General features: G+C 44.4%; 18 protein-coding genes, 1 pseudogene and 1 riboswitch. Of the genes and pseudogenes, 7 read left to right on the top strand and 12 right to left on the bottom strand.

Annotation, left to right across the window (positions count from 1 at the left end):
- Positions 1-38 precede the first annotated feature (38 nt).
- The gene (locus tag KZ793_RS18830) at positions 39-710 is read left to right on the top strand and encodes a DedA family protein (protein WP_225816724.1); all 672 of its coding nucleotides are present in this window, start codon (positions 39-41) and stop codon (positions 708-710) included.
- Positions 711-983: 273 nt separating this feature from the next.
- The gene (gene dkgA, locus KZ793_RS18825; RefSeq protein WP_225816723.1) at positions 984-1,862 is read left to right on the top strand and encodes a 2,5-didehydrogluconate reductase DkgA; all 879 of its coding nucleotides are present in this window, start codon (positions 984-986) and stop codon (positions 1,860-1,862) included.
- A gap of 147 nt (positions 1,863-2,009) precedes the next feature.
- Here the strand turns inward: dkgA and ftsP are convergent, their stop codons facing one another.
- The 7 genes from ftsP to nudF all read right to left on the bottom strand — a co-directional run bounded on the left by ftsP (position 2,010) and on the right by nudF (position 11,209).
- On the bottom strand, positions 2,010-3,431 hold the full coding sequence (gene ftsP / locus KZ793_RS18820) for a cell division protein FtsP (protein WP_225816722.1): 1,422 nt from the start codon (positions 3,429-3,431) through the stop codon (positions 2,010-2,012).
- Positions 3,432-3,821: 390 nt separating this feature from the next.
- Positions 3,822-4,565 (bottom strand): 1-acylglycerol-3-phosphate O-acyltransferase, encoded by a 744-nt coding sequence (locus tag KZ793_RS18815; RefSeq protein ID WP_225816721.1) that lies wholly within the window; start codon positions 4,563-4,565, stop codon positions 3,822-3,824.
- A gap of 53 nt (positions 4,566-4,618) precedes the next feature.
- Positions 4,619-6,877, bottom strand: coding sequence for a DNA topoisomerase IV subunit A (gene parC / locus KZ793_RS18810; RefSeq protein ID WP_225816720.1), 2,259 nt, complete (start codon positions 6,875-6,877; stop codon positions 4,619-4,621).
- A 43-nt stretch (positions 6,878-6,920) separates the two neighbouring features.
- On the bottom strand, positions 6,921-8,816 hold the full coding sequence (gene parE, locus KZ793_RS18805) for a DNA topoisomerase IV subunit B (RefSeq protein ID WP_225816719.1): 1,896 nt from the start codon (positions 8,814-8,816) through the stop codon (positions 6,921-6,923).
- 72 nt (positions 8,817-8,888) lie between these two features.
- Positions 8,889-9,497, bottom strand: coding sequence for an esterase YqiA (gene yqiA, locus KZ793_RS18800; RefSeq protein ID WP_225816718.1), 609 nt, complete (start codon positions 9,495-9,497; stop codon positions 8,889-8,891).
- A gap of 131 nt (positions 9,498-9,628) precedes the next feature.
- Complete coding sequence (gene cpdA, locus KZ793_RS18795) at positions 9,629-10,468, bottom strand: 3',5'-cyclic-AMP phosphodiesterase (RefSeq protein WP_225816717.1); 840 nt, start codon at positions 10,466-10,468, stop codon at positions 9,629-9,631.
- Positions 10,469-10,567: 99 nt separating this feature from the next.
- A complete protein-coding gene (gene nudF, locus KZ793_RS18790) occupies positions 10,568-11,209 on the bottom strand; it encodes an ADP-ribose diphosphatase (protein WP_225816716.1) in 642 nt (213 codons plus the stop codon).
- A 218-nt stretch (positions 11,210-11,427) separates the two neighbouring features.
- On the opposite strand from nudF, the gene tolC reads away from it, so the two are divergent.
- A complete protein-coding gene (gene tolC / locus KZ793_RS18785) occupies positions 11,428-12,819 on the top strand; it encodes an outer membrane channel protein TolC (protein WP_225816715.1) in 1,392 nt (463 codons plus the stop codon).
- A 150-nt stretch (positions 12,820-12,969) separates the two neighbouring features.
- Here tolC and KZ793_RS18780 read toward each other — a convergent pair whose 3' ends face one another.
- Positions 12,970-13,329 (bottom strand): DUF2628 domain-containing protein, encoded by a 360-nt coding sequence (locus KZ793_RS18780; protein ID WP_225816714.1) that lies wholly within the window; start codon positions 13,327-13,329, stop codon positions 12,970-12,972.
- A gap of 413 nt (positions 13,330-13,742) precedes the next feature.
- Here KZ793_RS18780 and KZ793_RS18775 point away from each other — a divergent pair, with 413 nt between their 5' ends.
- The 3 genes and pseudogenes from KZ793_RS18775 to tssD all read left to right on the top strand — a co-directional run.
- Positions 13,743-14,456, top strand: coding sequence for a DUF1190 family protein (locus KZ793_RS18775; RefSeq protein ID WP_225816713.1), 714 nt, complete (start codon positions 13,743-13,745; stop codon positions 14,454-14,456).
- A 6-nt stretch (positions 14,457-14,462) separates the two neighbouring features.
- Positions 14,463-15,623 (top strand): glutathionylspermidine synthase family protein, encoded by a 1,161-nt coding sequence (locus tag KZ793_RS18770; RefSeq protein ID WP_225816712.1) that lies wholly within the window; start codon positions 14,463-14,465, stop codon positions 15,621-15,623.
- Positions 15,624-15,736: 113 nt separating this feature from the next.
- Positions 15,737-15,997: pseudogene (tssD, locus tag KZ793_RS18765) on the top strand (type VI secretion system tube protein TssD); the annotation flags it as partial.
- A 192-nt stretch (positions 15,998-16,189) separates the two neighbouring features.
- Here the strand turns inward: tssD and ygiD are convergent.
- Together ygiD and ribB are read right to left on the bottom strand one after the other, a co-directional pair.
- A complete protein-coding gene (gene ygiD / locus KZ793_RS18760; protein ID WP_225816711.1) occupies positions 16,190-16,975 on the bottom strand; it encodes a 4,5-DOPA-extradiol-dioxygenase in 786 nt (261 codons plus the stop codon).
- 319 nt (positions 16,976-17,294) lie between these two features.
- A complete protein-coding gene (gene ribB, locus KZ793_RS18755) occupies positions 17,295-17,948 on the bottom strand; it encodes a 3,4-dihydroxy-2-butanone-4-phosphate synthase (protein WP_225816710.1) in 654 nt (217 codons plus the stop codon).
- Between the two features lie 153 nt (positions 17,949-18,101).
- Positions 18,102-18,279, bottom strand: a riboswitch (FMN riboswitch).
- Positions 18,280-18,416: 137 nt separating this feature from the next.
- On the opposite strand from ribB, the gene ubiK reads away from it, so the two are divergent.
- A complete protein-coding gene (gene ubiK / locus KZ793_RS18750; protein ID WP_225816709.1) occupies positions 18,417-18,704 on the top strand; it encodes a ubiquinone biosynthesis accessory factor UbiK in 288 nt (95 codons plus the stop codon).
- A gap of 69 nt (positions 18,705-18,773) precedes the next feature.
- Here ubiK and KZ793_RS18745 read toward each other — a convergent pair whose 3' ends face one another.
- Positions 18,774-19,442: a DUF799 domain-containing protein gene (locus tag KZ793_RS18745; protein WP_225816708.1), complete on the bottom strand. Its 669-nt coding sequence runs from the start codon at positions 19,440-19,442 to the stop codon at positions 18,774-18,776.
- Positions 19,439-19,798: a DUF4810 domain-containing protein gene (locus KZ793_RS18740; protein ID WP_118986901.1), complete on the bottom strand. Its 360-nt coding sequence runs from the start codon at positions 19,796-19,798 to the stop codon at positions 19,439-19,441. The genes KZ793_RS18745 and KZ793_RS18740 overlap by 4 nt, the downstream gene beginning before the upstream one ends.
- Positions 19,799-19,815: the final 17 nt, after the last annotated feature.

The following is a 19,815-nucleotide window of genomic DNA, read 5'->3' as shown; positions in this document are numbered from 1 at the left end:
TGAAAGATGAAGGGTATATAACAGTCACAGGATAAGCAATGGAAGTACTAAACGGGATCATGCAAGCATTATGGCAGCATGACTTTTCTAAACTTGCCAACCCCGATGTTCTCTGGATTATCTATGGCATTCTATTCGTGACACTGGTTCTGGAAAATGGCTTATTACCTGCCGCTTTTCTACCCGGGGATACTCTGTTAATCCTTGCCGGTGCATTAATTGCCAAGGGAGTCATGAGTTTTATCCCAACCGTTTTTATACTAACCGCAGCGGCAAGTATCGGTTGCTGGCTCGGCTATCTTCAAGGGTTATGGCTCGGTGATACCAAACGAGTTAAGGATTGGTTGGCACAACTTCCTATTCAGTATCGCCAACGAGCTAACGAGCTGTTTTTCAAACATGGTTTGGCCGCTTTACTGATTGGCCGTTTTTTGGCTTTTGTCCGCACTCTGTTACCAACATTGGCGGGTATATCCGGCCTTAACAGTAAACGTTTTCAAGTTTTTAACTGGTTGAGTGGCCTGCTATGGGTTGTCATCGTGGTCGGTTTTGGTTATCTCCTCAATCAGATCCCATTTATTAAAAATCACCAAGATCTGGTGATGAATATTTTGATTATTTTACCCATGGTGCTGTTGTTAAGTGGTTTAAGCGCCTCTCTATTGATGTACTGGCGCCACAAGAAAATCTCGGCGGCAAAACGTAAATAAAAGTCATTATGGTTTACAAGCAGCCACAGGATTTTTATCCTTAACTTAATGTACCAATATTATATGGACTAAGGCTCAGCCACTAAGTGATATTCTTGGTATTGATGCGTCACCAATCCGGTTAATTCATGTATTTAGCCATGTATTGACATAATACATGGCTTAGATCACGCCAATTGTATTACTTTCTTCAATTACGCTTAATATCAACTTAATATCAATCGCCATAATTTTAACTGATATTTTAAGTCTATCTTTTTATAGGAGTTAGTAATGTATAATCAACCTATTATCAGACTTGCTGATGGAAATCATATGCCACAATTGGGGCTTGGATCATGGGCCGCAGATGACCAACAGATAGCAGAAACAATCCATGCTGCACTGGATATCGGTTATCGGGCAATTGATACCGCCGCTATCTACAACAATGAGAAAGGCGTGGGCAACGCGTTACAAGAAACAGATATCCCCCGTGAAGATATTTTTATTACAACCAAATTGTGGAATGACAGACACCTTGATGCCCGCGCTGCCTTGGCTGAAAGTCTGGAGAAGTTGCAACTGGATTATGTTGATCTTTACCTCATTCACTGGCCTGCGCCACCGCAAGATCAATATGTTGGTACTTGGCAACAATTGATTGAATTGCAGAAAGAGGGGCTTATTCGCAGTATCGGTGTCTCTAACTTCCAGCCTGAACATATCCAGCGACTGATCAATGAAACCGGCGTTCATCCCGTCATTAACCAGATTGAGTTGCACCCGCTGTTACAGCAACGTCAGCTTCATGCCTGGAATGCCACACATAATATCGTTACCGAATCCTGGAGTCCGCTGGCACAAGGCGGTGAAAACGTATTTGATAATCAACTGGTTCAACATCTGGCACAAAAGTATGGCAAAACACCCGCGCAAGTTGTTATCCGCTGGCACATTGATAACGGTATGATTGTGATCCCAAAATCAACCACGTTATCGAGAATTAAAGAGAACTTTGATGTGTTCGACTTCAAACTAGAAAAAGAAGATTTAACCGCGATGACTACGCTAGATATCGGTAAACGTCTGGGTCCAACCCCTGAAACATTCGTTGATTTCAGTGAATTCATTCAGCTTCTTGATCAAAATAACGCTAATAATCCGCGCTGAAAAACGGCTGATAAAATTGATAGGGTGAAATTGATAGGGTGATAATGGGCAAAGCCGAGTTAAAACGTGCGCGGCATCAACGCCGCGCCCCGATTTTACTGAGCTATTTTCATGGTTCTACCGATTATCAATCACCTGGGCTTTCATTTATTGATTGGCCGGTATAGTCACTAACTGCCCAACAGAGCCGCGATCGGCCATTTCCAGAATCTGGCTGTAATACAGGAATGGGAAGTGTTCATAAGATGGCTGGTTCATATAAACCAGTAATTCCACTCGCCCATCAACCCAAACAGTATCCTTCCAACCATAATCTTGCGGTTGAGGTGCCTCACCGTTGTGGTTAATCACCTTAAACCGCACACCTTCAATATGGAATGGTTGTGGGGCAGAGGCATTTACGATCCAACGCTCCCACGTTCCTTGCTGGCTAGTAATATCCACCCGATTCATATCCCATAACGCACCGTTTATTCCAGGCGTATTATCATCAAGATAAATTTCCCGGTTACGGATTGCATTGGAAACTGGCGTAATATCATCAACCAGACGAGATGGGAGATTATCTGTCACCAAAGATAATAAACCGGTTGCTTTAATGGTCAGAACGGTGCTGGAAATCAACACTGTGGATGGTTCAAACAACCCACGTAACTTATCGAGTACCCCGGCTGATTCACCGGCGGTAACAACTACTTCATCCTCTTTGGACATATCAATTAATACCTCACGCCGTTCTCCTGGCGCAAGGGAGAGTTGCTGAACGGCTATCGGCGCAGGTAGCAGCCCCAAATCAGTACCTATCATATAGAAAGGACGGCCATCACCGATCTGTAACTGATATCGGCGGGCATTGGATGCATTGAGTAAACGTAAACGGATCCAGCCACGAGATACCTCAATAAAAGGATTCTGTACGCCATTAACTAACAGAGTATTACCGATAAATCCACTATCAGAGGCCGGCTGATACTCAGGAACCCCAAAGTTATCCAACCGTTTATCTTGAAGAATAACCGGGAAATCATTAACACCATAGTGTTTTGGCAACGGCAAATGGCGGCTGGTTTCATCTTCTACCAACCACATGCCAGCCAAACCTTTATAAACATGTGGTGCCATCCGATTAGGTGTATTGGCATGATACCAGCAAGTTGCCGCCTGCTGACGAATAGGCAACACTGGCGACCAGTCAGACCCCGGAGAAATCTGACGGGCAACCCCACCGGTCAACGTACCCGGTAATTGTAATCCACTGACAGTCATCGAAACCGGCTCCGCTAACCGATTACTGTATATCAGTTTGACATCATCGTTTTTATGAACCCGTACAGTCGGACCAAGGTATTGGCCATTAATTCCCCATACACTGGTTTTATATTGTCCATCAAAAGTCCAATGCGCTTTTTGTAAAGTCAGAAATAACGGCTGCCCACCACGGGATTCCAATAAAGGGGGAACAGGCAAAGCAGTCTGCTGATTTTTGCTGGCCCGAACCAATAGAGGAGCGGCTCCGATACACATCGCCAAGCCTGATACCTGAATAAATTGGCGCCGACTAAATGACATATTTTCTCCGCGACAAACCTAATTAAACTCCGGGTTTATATGCCTCAGAAATAGTTGAGACACTGCAATTATTCACCCCGGCAGCGAATAACTCATTATTGAAGTTATTAAAGCTTATTATCCTTTTGATTGCGCTTAACAAAAACATTATTTATCAAGCGCTCATCATAACGCGAATATGAAGGGAATTAAACTATCTGAATGCATTACACGAATCTCTCCCTGTCAGTGATCAGGACATGTCATTTCCAACTAATAATAAATTGTGGTCATGGACAACGAACAAAAATCCTCACATATACTAAATATGTGAGGATTAAAGTACGCTTAAAAGCTATCGCCTTTGTCAGTCCCACACTTTATTATAAAAGAGTGGTCAAAAATAACCTATTATGAGTACTTGCCCTGTTTCTCCATTGCAGCCAATTCCTCATCCAACGCGGCTATTTTAGCTTCCATCACTTTATGACAATATTCTGCCAGCTCACGCACCTGCTCTTTGGTATATCCAGAAGTATCAATGGGGGGCAACATTTCGACAATGACGGAACCATTATTCCAGCGATTCAGCTTAATATTGCCATTAGTGATGGACGAAACGCAGACCGGGACAATCGGCACTCCCGCCGAGATCGCAGCATGGAACGCGCCGGTTTTAAACGGCAACAAACCACGGCCACGACTACGTGTCCCTTCCGGAAACATCCAAACAGAAAGACGACGATTTTTAATCTGCTCCACAACCTGGGTGATCGTCCCATGTGCTTTAGCGCGGTTAGCACGATCAATCAGAATATTGCCAGCCAACCAATAAAGCTGACCAAAAAATGGGATCAGCACCAACGTTTTTTTACCTACCGTCACTGTGCCCGGCTGAACCGCATTGGACATGGTTATCATGTCATAGTTGTTTTGGTGGTTACCAATGTAGATACTCGGACCATAATGCCTGGCTTCAGCAGGAATACGTTCAATAATTTTGACACCAAATATTTTCGACAACCGGCCAAACATATTACCAAACACCATAACATGGTCAGGGTGACGTGGTCTGAATAAACAGTAAATAGCACCAGAGACACACACTACAATCGAAAACAAAATAACAATAATGCCGCGAATAATTGCTAACATAGTCCCCTCTTATTTAACGGGCCCCTTTAGCCCGTTAGGTATATTTAATCCCACTATTTAGTTACGCCAATAGCAGATGGTGTTTCAACTTGAACCCGTTCAATACGCTGCAACCCACGAGGCAGAGGTGTTCCCTTACGACCACGTTCTGCACGGAATTTTTGAAGATCTTCAGGACGCAACGTCAATTTACGTTTTCCAAAGTAAAGTGTAATAGACGATTGTGGCGATAGTATCAATAACCAACTCAACAGGTCATTTTCCGCGGCTGACTGAACAGAAATTATCTTATTCCCTTTCCCTTTTGAAAGTTGCGGCAAATCTGCAACCGGGAACATTAACATCCGGCCTGCGCTGGTAATTGCCAGTAACATATCATCCTGCGGGTTATTAATTTCCAGCGGCGTCATGACGCGAGCATTTTCCGGCAATGTAATCAGTGCTTTACCTGCTCGGTTTTTAGCAACCAAATCACTAAAAGTACAGATAAAGCCATAACCAGCATCAGAGACCATCAGAAACTTCTGTTCATCCGGCGCCATCAGTACATGTTCTACCGTTGCCCCGGCGGGTAAAGTCAATTTGCCCGTTAGTGGTTCCCCCTGCCCTCTGGCAGAAGGCAAATCCCGCGAATCAAGCGAGTAACTGCGACCTGTTGTATCAATAAAAACCACCGGCTGATTGCTCTTACCACGAGCCGCCCCACGGAAGCTATCGCCTGCTTTGTAATTTAGCCCGGCCGGATCGATATCGTGGCCTTTCGCACTACGTACCCAACCCATCTCGGACAATACGATTGTCACCGGCTCAGAAGGTGTAATGTCATGCTCACTCATCGCTTTGGCTTCATCACGCTCTCTCATTGGAGAACGACGCTCATCACCATAAGTGGCCGCATCAGCCACAATCTCTTTCTTCAACAGCGTGTTCAGTTTGCGCTCAGAGCCCAAAATCGCCTGTAACTTATCGCGCTCTTTTGCCAGCTCATTCTGTTCGCCACGGATTTTCACTTCTTCCAGTTTAGCTAAGTGACGTAATTTCAGCTCAAGAATGGCTTCCGTTTGCGTCTCACTTAAACCAAAACGTGACATTAATACCGGTTTTGGCTCATCTTCACTACGGATAATGTGAATGACTTCATCAATATTGAGAAATGCTATCAGTAAGCCTTCCAGCACATGTAGGCGCTTAAGGACTTTTTCCAAACGATGGTTCAAACGCTTACGAACCGTTTCCCGGCGGAATACCAACCATTCGGAGAGGATCTCAACCAGCCCTTTCACGGTCGGACGGTTATCCAATCCGATCATATTCAGGTTGACGCGATAACTCTTTTCCAAATCTGTGGTCGCAAACAGATGATTCATCACCTGCTCCAAATCAACCCGGTTGGTACGAGGGACAATAACCAGACGAGTTGGATTTTCATGATCAGATTCATCACGTAAGTCATCAACCATAGGCAGCTTTTTAGCTCGCATTTGGTTAGCGATCTGTTCCAATACTTTGGCACCAGAAACCTGATGTGGCAGCGCAGTGATCACCACATTGCCATCTTCTTTTGACCAAACAGCTCGCATCCGTACCGAACCACGGCCACTTTTATAAATTTTACGGATATCTTCGTGCGACGTGATGATCTCCGCTTCGGTCGGATAATCAGGACCTTTAACATGTTCCATCAGATCATCGAGGGAACTCTGTGGCTTATCCAGCAGCGTAACCAGGGCATTCGCCACTTCACGGGCGTTATGAGGCGGGATATCTGTCGCCATACCTACCGCAATACCGGTGGTGCCATTCAGCAGAATATTTGGCAAACGCGCCGGCAACATTTTCGGTTCCTGCAATGTGCCGTCAAAATTCGGTACCCAGTCAACAGTGCCGTGACCTAATTCCGTCAGCAACAATTCTGCATATTTGGACAGACGGGATTCGGTATAACGCATCGCGGCGAAAGATTTAGGATCATCCGGCGCCCCCCAGTTTCCTTGCCCATCCACCAGCGGATAACGGTAAGAGAATGGCTGCGCCATCAGCACCATAGCTTCATAACAGGCACCATCACCATGTGGATGGTATTTACCCAATACATCACCCACGGTACGGGCGGATTTCTTAAATTTAGCGGTATTGTTCAGCCCAAGTTCTGACATGGCATAAACAATACGGCGCTGAACCGGTTTCAAACCATCACCGATAAAAGGCAGCGCCCTGTCCATGATGACGTACATGGAGTAGTTCAAATAGGCGTTTTCAGTAAACGAGTGGAGCGGCAAACGCTCCACGCCATCGTGAGTTATCTCACTCATTCGTTAATTTCCTCAGAATATTCTTTGACTATCCCTGTGGGCGCTATACTTCAATTTCCACAGTATCACCCTTATCTTGCAGCCAGTTACGGCGATCTTCTGAACGCTTCTTCGCCAGAAGCATATCCATCACAGAGAAGGTTTCCTGATAATTTTCATCATTGATAGTCAATTGCACCAGACGGCGGGTATTCGGGTCTAACGTCGTTTCACGCAGTTGCAGTGGGTTCATCTCACCCAACCCTTTAAAGCGCTGTACGTTAGGCTTACCCCGTTTGCGGCTTAGGCGATCCAGCACCGCCATCTTCTCTTCTTCATCCAGTGCGTAATACACTTCTTTACCCAAATCGATACGATATAAGGGCGGCATTGCCATATAAACATGGCCATTCTTAACCAATGTTGGGAAGTGGCGGACAAACAATGCACACAACAGCGTCGCAATATGCAAGCCATCTGAGTCGGCATCCGCCAGAATACAGACTTTACCATAGCGTAACTGGCTGAGATCGTGGCTATCCGGATCGATGCCAATAGCGACTGAAATATCATGGACTTCCTGTGACGCTAACACTTCATCCGAAGAGACTTCCCAGGTATTCAGAATTTTCCCTTTCAAGGGCATGATCGCCTGATACTCACGATCACGGGCCTGCTTCGCCGAGCCGCCCGCAGAATCCCCTTCCACCAAAAATAACTCAGTGAGATTCAGATCCTGTGATGTGCAGTCAGCCAGTTTTCCCGGTAACGCAGGGCCACTGGTCAGTTTTTTACGCACAACCTTTTTCGCGGCGCGCATTCTGCGCTGTGCGCTGGCGATCGCCAGTTCAGCCAACTGCTCTGCTTCCTGAACGTTCTGGTTCAGCCATAAGCTAAAAGCATCTTTGACAACACCAGAAACAAAGGCGGCAGATTGGCGCGAAGAGAGGCGTTCTTTCGTCTGACCAGCAAATTGCGGGTCCTGCATTTTTACCGACAGAACATAAGTACAGCGATCCCAGATATCATCGGCAGAGAGCTTCACACCGCGTGGCAGGATATTGCGGAATTCACAAAATTCACGCACGGCATCCAGTAACCCTTGACGCAGCCCGTTTACATGGGTACCGCCCTGCATCGTCGGGATGAGGTTCACATAACTCTCAGTCAGGAGATCCCCTCCTTCCGGCAACCAGAGCAGCGCCCAATCAACCGCTTCGGTCGCACCACTGAAAGTACCGACAAAAGGCGCTTCCGGCAATGTTATCAGGCCATTAACCGCAACCATTAGATAGTCAGTCAGACCATCGGCATAACACCATTTCTGTTCGGTATCGTTAATCTTATCTTTAAAAACAATTTCCACTCCCGGACATAAAACCGCTTTCGCTTTCAACAAATGGGTCAAACGGGAAACCGAGAAACGTGGGCTGTCAAAGAAACTTTCATCAGGCCAGAAGTGAACACTGGTACCGGTGTTACGTTTACCGCAACTGCCAATCACGGCCAACTCTTGTACTTTATCGCCATTTTCAAAAGCGATCTGATAAATTTGGCTGTTACGGCGAACGGTGACTTCAATCCGCTTGGACAAAGCGTTAACCACCGAGATCCCCACACCGTGGAGACCACCAGAAAACTGATAGTTTTTATTCGAAAACTTACCACCGGCATGTAAGCGGCTCAGGATCAATTCAACCGCTGAAACCCCTTCTTCTGGATGAATATCAACCGGCATGCCACGGCCATCATCAATGACCTCCAGTGACTGATCGCTATGAAGGATCACTTCAATATGTTTAGCGTGACCCGCCAAAGCTTCGTCCACGCTGTTATCAATCACTTCCTGTGCCAAATGGTTCGGACGCGTTGTATCAGTGTACATTCCCGGACGACGGCGAACCGGTTCCAGACCACTGAGAACTTCAATGGCATCTGCGTTGTAACTAGATTGAGTCATGTTGTAATTCTGTTGGTTGCTTCTTGATTAAAAGGCTAATCAGTTTTGTATACTGGTGATAATACCAGTCGTTCAAACATTTTTGGCAAGTTTTTTCTCGCCATCATTAGAAAGCCCAAGAAAGTTGATGATTTGTGGGAAATAGTGTTCAAATCCGATAAAGGCATGATTACCACCAGATTCAATAGTTTGCTTACATAATACCAGATAAGCAACCGCCTGGCGGTAATCCAGCACCTCATCTCCGGTTTGTTGCAATAACCAGATGAGATCCGGTGACTCCAACGGTTCAATCCGCATGCTTTTGAGATCATGAATATGGCGCGGTTCCAACGTATATCGTTGGTTAGTATAGGGGTTAATATTTTCCCCGAAATAATCCCGCAGTAATTCAAACGGACGCACAGCTGGATTGACAACCACAGCGGGCAAGCTGAAACATTGTGAAAGCCATATCGCCAAATAACCACCGAGAGAAGAGCCAACGATACCCAAATCATCCCCGGCATGCTCCATCACCAGATTTTCTAGCAGCTCGGCCACTTCTTCAGGATAAGGGGGTAACTGAGGCACCAGCATGTCAATTTCAGGATGATGCTGATGCAGCCACGCTTTTAAGGCATTGGCTTTTGCAGACTGCGGGGAACTATTAAAACCGTGCAAATAGAGTAACGTTGACATCAGGCCGTGCCCCTCGATTGTGCATAAATACCACCGGCCACTATGCTCCTGTGCGACACGCCACAGATGGTGAGGCTTGGCAAATCCAATAAGCAGAGAGTAACACAGCAATACAAGGAGACAAACACAACCTAATATCCATCCGAATCTAAATCAGGGCAGAACTCATTACTTTCCAGTCTATAGACCTGAGTTGTCAAACCAAATTCGCCATTATCGGCAACAGACAATTCGAGATAACGCCATCCCGGAGCAACGGTATCAAGCATAAAATTGGTACAATGTGGTTTGAATTGCACACAGGTCGATGGTGTCGCCATCATACGGATGCCATTCCAATCCAGATCCATCTCCTGATGTATATGCCCACAAAGCATCGCCTTAACCCGTGAATAACCTTGCAGATACTGTGCCAGAATATGTGAATTGCGCAAACTATGCTGATCCAGCCAGGTGCAACCTGATGGTAATGGATGATGATGAAGCAGGATCACCGTGTAACGTTCAGGGTGCCTATCCAGGCACTTTTTCATCCATTCAAGCTGATATTCCGACAACTCCCCGTGAGGAACGCCCTGCACCTGACTATCAAGCATCAAAAGTTGCCAGGGCTTACCGACTAAAATCTGTTTCGACGGAGAAACGCCAGCCGCCGCCAAGGCATCCACCATCGCAGGCTGGTAATCATGATTACCGGGCAACCAGACACAAGGTGCCGGTAAACGGGCAATACCATCAGCAAAATGTTGATAAGCTTCCAGCGACTGATCCTGCGCCAAATCACCTGTCGCTACGATTAAATCAATATCAGCATTTTGCTTGAGGATGGCATCCAACACCGCTTGGTAACTGCGATAAGTATTGATACCCAATAAAGTATCTTCTTTGCTGGCAAAAAGATGCGTATCTGTTATTTGCAATATTTTGGCTGTGGTTCCCTCTACCACAGGCAGTTCAAACTGGCTTTCCAAATGGTTTCCTTGTCCTATAAGTCATCGGCGAGCATCATAACTCGTTTTAACGCAAGAGATCTGCTGACTGGCACACACTTCCCTTTTCTCGGTTAAAAATTAGGAATTATCTGAATTCCATTCTTTTTTTAACTTTTCATGGTGTAATGCCAGCCATTGTATCGCAATAACTGAAGCAGCATTATCAATAATTCCCTCTTCCATCCAATGATAAGCTTGTTCACGACTGACCACATGCACCCGAATATCTTCATGTTCACCAGATAATCCATGAATACCAGTAGCTGTCGTGGCATCCACTTCCCCCACCATCACAGAGATACGTTCCGTTGTTCCTCCGGGGCTGGAGAGATAACTCAACACCGGTTTGCAACGTTTAACTTCGATTCCTGCCTCTTCCATTGTTTCGCGGCGCACCACCTGTTCCACATCTTCGCCCTCTTCAATCATACCGGCAACAATTTCCAGTAACCACGGTGTTGCTTTCGTCTCTATTGCCGGAATACGTATCTGCTCTATCAACACAACCTCATCACGACGTGGATCATAAGGCAACAGTGCACCAGCATGGCCCCGCTCAAAAACTTCACGGCTAACCTCTTCACTCCAACCACCGGCAAACAGGCGATGACGGAAACGGTAATTTGTCAGTTTAAAGAATCCATTGTATAAATTTTTTTTCGTGATAATTTCTACATCCTGTTTACCTAACATGGCTGGCATTGACCACTTTTTATTCATAAAATTTTCCTAAATAGTTCCTTACTTGCTAACCGCTAAGATGATATTAATCAAGCAGAGTTAAAAAATTCATCCTTTGGCGGTGTAAAGTTAAATTAAATTAAGGCAATATGGCACAAACAGCTATCTTTGGCTGATAGCATACTCTGCTAGAATCAGTGATATTTCGTTTTTCATCAAGGCAACTAAGCAAAATAGCTGCACAACAAGGAATGCAAATGAAGAAACTGCTCTCCCTTTTTATCGCTATGAGCCTAGCGGGATTTAGTTCGGTTAGTCAGGCTGAAGATCTTTTACAGGTTTATAAGCGAGCAAAAGAAAGTAATCCTGAACTACGTAAATCGATGGCTGAACGCAATGCAGCTTTTGAAAAAATTAATGAATCCCGTAGTTCATTATTACCTCTGTTGGGATTAAATTCAGGATACACCTATAACAGTGGTTACCGCGATAAACGTGATACAGAAAGCAATACATTGAGCGCGACACTTACGCTGACTCAAACCATTTTTGATATGTCTAAATGGCGCCAATTGAACTTACAAGAAAAAACGGCAGGTATTGCTGATGTTACCTATCAAAGCAGTGAACAAAAACTGATTCTGGATAGTGCAACAGCTTATTTCAAAGTACTGCGTACCATTGATACGCTCTCCTACATTGAAGCCCAGAAAGCGGCCATTTATCGCCAGTTGGATCAAACGACTCAACGTTTTAACGTCGGTCTGGTTGCCATCACTGATGTCCAAAACGCCCGCGCTAACTATGATAATGTGCTGGCTCAGGAAGTTGCCGGTCGAAATGATCTGGACAACGCATTAGAAGCCCTGCGTCAAGTTACGGGTACTTATTACCCACAGTTAGCCTCGTTGAATATCGATCATTTCAAAACACAGAAACCAGACGCAGTGGATACTCTGCTTAAAGAGGCGGAAAAACGTAATTTGAGCCTGCTATCTGCCCGTTTAGACCAAGATTTGGCTCGTGAGCAAATCAAAGCTGCCCAAACCGGCCATATGCCAACCATTGAACTAGGCGCTTCCACCGGCGTTTCAAACAGTCAAATTCACGGTTCTGGCTATAAACAGGGCAACAAACCTGGAAATTCCTATGATGGCGACAACAGCGTTGGCCTGACACTTCGCCTGCCAATTTATAGCGGCGGTGCAACCAGTTCCCGCGTTGAACAGGCACAATATGGTTTTGTCAGCGCCAGCGAACAATTAGAGAGCGCCTACCGCAATGTGGTACAAATTGTCCGTTCTTCCTTTAACAACATATCTGCTTCCATCAGCAGTATCGACGCCTATAAACAACTTGTTGTTTCCGCGCAAAGCTCACTTGATGCAATGGAAGCGGGTTATCAAGTTGGTACACGTACCATTGTTGATGTACTGAATGCGACTACGACGTTGTACGATGCCAAACAGAAGCTGTCCAATGCCCGCTATGATTATCTGATTAATCAACTGAATATTCAGCACGCAATTGGTACGCTAAATGAGAAGGATTTAGTTGCTCTGAATAATACGCTAGGTAAACAGCTCTCAACTTCCGCTAACAGCATTGTTCAGGAAACGGCAACGCCAGCAACCTCTGGTCGTAACTGATTCAGACCTTCACTTTCCTAATTAACGGCCTGCCATCAAGCGGGCTGTTTTATTTCTTACCCACTACAATTGAGCCCTGAAAGAATAATCAGATATTTTTCTTAATGAAAAACATATAAATTAAAAAAATCCTTCAAATGGATTCCAATTCTAACTATTTACCTTTTCTTTCAAATAGTAGGTATATCCCCATATTGCTGAAAACGCAAATTTAATCCCCATTCCGACAGCAGGAGGAATATCAACACTCAGAGCATCTTCAATAACTCCCAATATAATCATCACTACAACAGAAACTCCAAATAAAATCAGACTCTTCCGCCATAAATCTAAAACAAAAAAGTAAATAAAACCAAAGAAGAAAGCAATAAAATTCATATTTAACAAGATACGACGCATAGAGGGTACTACTTTCATGGCAGCTTTGTATTCAGGCGTTTTAGGAGCACCATTCTGTTCAAAGAATGCAAAATTCGTCTGCCATTTTTCTGAATATTGACTTTTATCCATACTACTTAACCCCTCAATTAAAATAGAAAATACAACACCAATAATATAATAACAACAAGTTATTAATTTAATATTATTCTCTGGAGACACAAAGTAAAAAATATAATTAGTAGATTCACTTACATCATCATATTACATATTCAACCACCTTTAACTCACTGGAATTTATGAGATTAAGATTAATATTACAAAATATTAATTACGGCACTATTTTTCTAAAAAATAGATATTTTTTCAACATTAAAACCAGATTAAACGAAATACCAGATAATCAATATCCGGCAACCTCTTTGTCAGACAAAAAATCAAGCGAGCAATTCGAAGGTTTATGCTTTAATTTTGCTCATATTTCCCCTATCCTTAGAGCTATTTCATTAAAGAATCACAGACACCTAAAATCTGGGTATACGACTATGACAATAAAGCGGACCAAAAATATTAACCACGACACATTCCGTAAAGCCTGGCGCAGTTATCGCCTTGCGCCTGTGGCAATCGCTGTCAGTGCGGTTTTCATGTTATCTGCCTGTGAACAGAGTGATGAAACTGTCTCTCTTTACATGAATGCAGATGATTGTTCTCAGGCAAACCCATCACAAAGTGAACAATGTAATCTGACTTACAACAACGCGTTGAAAGAAGCGGAAAAAACAGCGCCTAAATATGCGACCAAAGAAGACTGTATCGCTGAGTTTGGTGAAGCACAATGTACTCAGGCTCCGGCACAGGCGGGCCTTGGCAACAGTGCACCGGATGGCTCCAGCACAGCTGCGAATAGCAATGCACAAGCCCAACCGCAGCAAAGTGGCAGCTTCTGGATGCCTCTGATGGCAGGTTTTATGATGGGACGTCTGATGGGCGGCGGCGCAGCACCATCACAACCGCTGTTTACCTCAAAATCCGCAGCCAGCCCGGCAAACGGTAAATTTGTCGATGCGGCAGGCAAAAGCTATGGGCCTGCAACTGCTGGTGGCCGTTCCATGACGGTTCCTAAAACCGCTATGGCGCCAAAACCCGCCACAACAACAACTGTCACCCGTGGCGGCTTCGGTGACTCTGTTGCAAAACAGTCAACCATGCAGCGTAGTTCCTCTTCTGGTTCTACCTCACGTTCAATGGGAGGCTAATCACGGATGAAACGCATTGCTATTACTGAGCGCTCGGACTGGCGCGAGAAAGCAACAGAATATGGTTTTAATTTTCACACCATGCATGGCGAGCCATACTGGTGTGAAGATGCTTATTACCAGTTTTCTCTTGCTCAAATTGAAGAAATCGAGAATACCACTGCCGAGCTGCATCAGATGTGTTTGCAGGTGGTAGAGAAAGTGGTCGATAGTGAAGAACTGTTGACTAAATTTCAGATCCCAAAACATTGCTGGGATTTTGTCCGCAGTTCCTGGATTACCAGCCAGCCGTCACTCTATTCCCGGTTGGATTTGGCTTACGATGGTAAAAGCCCGGCAAAATTGTTGGAAAATAATGCCGATACGCCAACTTCACTGTATGAATCTGCTTTTTTCCAATGGATCTGGTTGGAAGATCAGATGAATGCCGGTTTGTTGCCAGCACATGCCGATCAATTCAACAGCATGCAAGAGCAGCTGATTGAACGCTTTGCTCAGCTGCGTGATGAACATGGTTTTGGCTTATTGCATATGGCCTGCTGTCAAGATACGCAAGAAGATCGCGGTACCATTCAGTACTTACAGGATTGTGCGCTGGAAGCCGGTGTTCCGACTGAATTCTTGTTTATCGAAGACATCGGTCTGGGTGAGAAAGGTCAGTTTACTGATCTGCAAGACCAGGTGATCAGCAATCTGTTCAAACTCTATCCTTGGGAGATGATGTTTCGTGAGATTTTCGCTACCAAACTGGAAGATGCCGGCGTCCGCTGGTTAGAACCTGCCTGGAAGAGCATTATCTCCAACAAAGCATTACTACCAATGTTATGGAAGATGTTTCCGAATCATCCAAACCTGTTACCCGCTTATTTTGCTGATGATAACCCTCCAGCAATGGACAGCTATGTTATTAAGCCACTGTTCTCACGGGAAGGGGCGAATATCCGTATCATTGAGAATGGTAAGGAAATTGCCAGTGCTGATGGCCCTTACGGTAAAGAAGGCATGATCATTCAGCAATTCCATACACTGCCAAAATTCGGTGACAGTTATACGCTGATTGGTAGCTGGCTGGTCAATGATCAGCCTTGTGGTATTGGTTTGCGTGAAGACCGTGAACTGATAACCCAAGATTTATCCCGCTTCTATCCGCACATTATTTTGGATTAATATCCAGACAAGGGAGGAATGAGGAAGATCGTAAAATACCGCAAATTCCTCCCTTGAAAATCCGATGAAAAAACGTTGTATCCTTACAAGCTTATACAAAAAGGATAAATAATATGGCGAACACAATATATCTAACCATCACAGGTAGAAAGCAAGGGCTGATATCCAGCGGTTGTTCTACCTATGATTCCATCGGAAATAAATATCAAACTGATCATGAAAATGAAATTTATGTTTACTCATTTGACCATAATATCAGTAGAGAATAAAATGTTAATCATTCACCTATTTCAATCACTAAGCCAATAGACAAATTCTCACCGCTATTAGGCATAGCAATATCAGAAAACGAATCAATAAATTGCAGATTAGATTTTTAGAATCATCACCTTTCAGAAGAAATTCAGAAATAAGTATTGGCACGGAGATAATTATTGATGGAATCTAATCCGACGTAAGTCCATATTTCAATGATCATAGCGTAGACAAGGTGGTGATGATCTCACCACCAAAAATCGCCAAAAGGGTAAATAACCTTCAACCAATACAGCACGTAAACCAGCTATTTAACCAACCTGCACAGACAACATACTTAGCGAACCGGACTCAATACCATCAACAGGAATGGAAACCGTCTCTTTTCTATCCCACGTCCCCATGATATACAGCAACGGCAAAAAGTGCTCAGGAGATGGGTTCGATAATAGGCCATCTTCTCTGTTCAATGCATGAATCAAAGGGTAAGGTTGCTCATAACTGGTAAGGTTATCACGCACATAATGGTTAAATGATTCCGCCCAAGGGTATGGTTCAGCATTAGGCTCCTGCCGCTTCGTGGCACGAAGATTGTGTACAACATTACCACTCCCCAAGATCAACACACCTTCATCTCGTAAAGTAGCCAGCTTTTTCCCTAATTCATAGTGGTACGTCGCTGGCTTGGCATCATCTATACTCAGTTGAATCACAGGAATATTGGCCTGAGGATACATCTTAATCAGAATGCCCCAAGTTCCATGATCCAATCCCCACTGATGATGATCGGCATAAACTTCCACAGGTTCCAGCATCTCCTGTACTAAAACCGCCAGTTCAGGTGATCCCTTAGCCAGATACTGAGTTTCATGCAATTCCTGTGGAAAGCCACGAAAATCATGGATAGTCTTCGGCTGAGTCATAGCGGTTACCGCTGTACCATTAGTGTACCAATGAGCAGAAATCGCCAGAATCGCTCTGGGTACAGGCAGCCTTTCACCAAGTTCACGCCACACATTAGTATAGCGATTTTCTTCCAGTACGTTCATTGGGCTGCCATGACCAACAAACAGTGCCGGCATTCTGGAAATATTCATAACGACCTCTCACACCAAATATATACCCTTCATCTTTCAAGCTGCTGCTTTGTTGGCTGCTTTCACTCACCCCAGTCACATAGTTATCTATGCTCCTGGGGATTCGTTCACTTGCCGCCGCGCTGCAACTCGAAATCTATTAGGTATAGGTAATTTTAATACTTGCGGACAGGTTACGCCTTTCAGATAAGTAAAACAGTGGGCTAAAGGTGATAGAGTTTTTCAAAAAAACTGAAAAGCCACAGCTTGCGCAAACTGTGACTTTAGAGAATGCGTACGTTATAACTGATATTTCATCCGCTTATCGGATAATCATGTTTCAGCTTGCTTTCTGTTCTATTGCGTGGCGATAAGTTACCAGATCTTCAATAGTGACTACCGGCATATTATGCAGTTTCGCAAATTGCACCACCTCAGGAGTACGAGCCATTGAACCGTCATCATTGGTTAATTCACACAATACACCTGCTGGTTTAAAACCAGCCAAACAGACTAAATCAATTGTTGCCTCAGTATGCCCCTGACGAACCAACACACCACCAGGTTGGGCACGCAACGGAAAAACATGTCCCGGTCGGTTCAAATCACTTGGTTTGGCATTATCTGCAATCGCTGCACGGATAGTCGTGATGCGGTCAGCCGCAGAAACCCCCGTCGTCACCCCTTGAGCGGCCTCAATAGTTACGGTGAATGCAGTCTGAAACGGGCTAGAGTTATTTTCTACCATCATGGGCAATTGTAATTGCTGGCGGCGCTCTTCTGTCAGACATAAGCAGACAATACCACTGCCATGACGGATAGTCAGCGCCATTTGCTCTACGGTCATTGTTTCGGCCGCAAAGATAATGTCACCTTCATTTTCACGATCTTCGTTATCCAGCACCATCACCCCCTTTCCATCACGCAAAGCGTTAATGGCGTGTTCAACACGTTCTGATGATGTGCCATATTCAGAAAGTAGCGTCTGATTCATGGTAAAGAAACCTCATTAAAATTTATGGATTACCAGAATCAGGGCGGTCTTGAGGAGTTCTCGCTATGGCACAATATTCATAACACAATATTCATAACACAATATTAAATGTCATAGCCGGAACAACAGACGAGCATAGAGCTCGACAGATGCCGTTATTCTCTCCCATCCGGACTATCACCGTCGGCTCCAGAATTACACTGGATCTGCTGACCTCCGCTTTATCGTGAAGATAACCACAAACGGAGCGCTCGCGGGCTTCACCATGCCACCCAAAAGATGGATTGATGTTTACCGCCGGTGGGGACTTTCACCCCGCCCTGAGATAAGCCAGTGAACTATAACGCTAATATTTGCCGGCGGCAATCAACAAAATCAAATGTGAAACCTGGCTCACAATGGTTTGTGGTTTTACTATCTGGTATTACACTATTCAGAAATTATTTATGTCATAAAAAAGGATGCATCATGCTCGATCCCAAAAAAATTGAACAAATTGCCCGCCAGATCCAAGATTCTTTACCAAAGGGGGTTAAAGAGTTTGGTGGTGATGTAGAGAAAAAATTACGGATGATTTTGCAATCCCAACTTGGCAAGCTTGATTTAGTGAATCGTGAAGAATTTGATATTCAAACTCAGGTTCTGTTACGTACCCGTGAAAAATTGACCACGATGGAACAGCGTTTAAATGAACTAGAAGCGAAGTTTGAGAATAATAATGTTCCATCTGCTAATAACACAGCAAAAGAAGAGTAATTATTACCACACATAAAAACAACCGTGATAATGAGCAGAATGTGATATCTGCTCATTATCACATCCACATTAATGAGAGATTAAATGCTGTTCTTTACCATAATGCTCAGAACGTGGGCCATAAAGCAAACTATGACTACCACCGGCTGTCAGTAAGCGATTACTTGTAATGCCAGCAATCTCATGACCTTTATCCATAATGGTATTAGCAATTTGTGAAACTACAGCAGATACCAACATGCCAATAAGGCTATTCGAACTGCTTTGATTTTCAGTCGATGAGGCAAATGCCCGTCCATACCACAATTGTTTTCCATTACGCAAATCCACCAGCTTCGCTGAAGCCGCTACACGCGTATCGCTGTTAATAATCTGATATTGCGTACCATATTCTTCAATATCCAAATAGAGCGCCGAATCCGCACCAAAAATATCATGCAACTTTTTATAACTGATATTCTGAACATCCTGTGCCGCTGTCACACCATTTTGCTGAAATGTCTCTTCCACAACAGCAACCGGAAAAACGTAATAGCCCGATTCCGCCAATGGATATGTCACATGAGAAATTAGGCTGTGCCCTGCTTTAACTTCCAAAGATTTGTTTACCGCCGGCAGAACCAGAATGGATTTGGGTTTGCTTTCTTTAAATGCAGTGTAATCATAAGGGACAGATTTACTACACCCTGTCAGCACAAATGCCGCCAATAGACTTAATGCGACGAGAATACGGTTCATTGCATAGTTCCTTTATTTTTACTTAATAGAAAATCCATAAATGGCGCTGACTCAGGAAACAATTTTTTCTCTATTTCAAACTGATGAAATGCTTCTGGAACACGACCTGTTTTGCTATAAAGCAAACCCATCTGTGCATGCAGCCCAGGCGGTACAGGTTTATCTTTCGCTTTCGCTCTTTCAATCACTTGCTGCAAAGCCTGTAATTGCTCCTCAAACCCCATCTTATCCTGCTGATAATACTGATAAACTGTAGGCTGGTATTTATCCCACTCATAAATTGTTTTTGGCTGGGTGACGCAACCCGCTAAGGTCATAGCTGCCAGCAATAATCCCACTTTTTTCATTAACATCATGAACATATATCCCTATA

It is taken from the genome of Photorhabdus antumapuensis (assembly GCF_020387775.1).
Classification (GTDB): domain Bacteria; phylum Pseudomonadota; class Gammaproteobacteria; order Enterobacterales; family Enterobacteriaceae; genus Photorhabdus; species Photorhabdus antumapuensis.
Note: the sequence above shows the minus strand (reverse complement) of the source record. Positions and strands in the feature narration are given on the sequence as shown.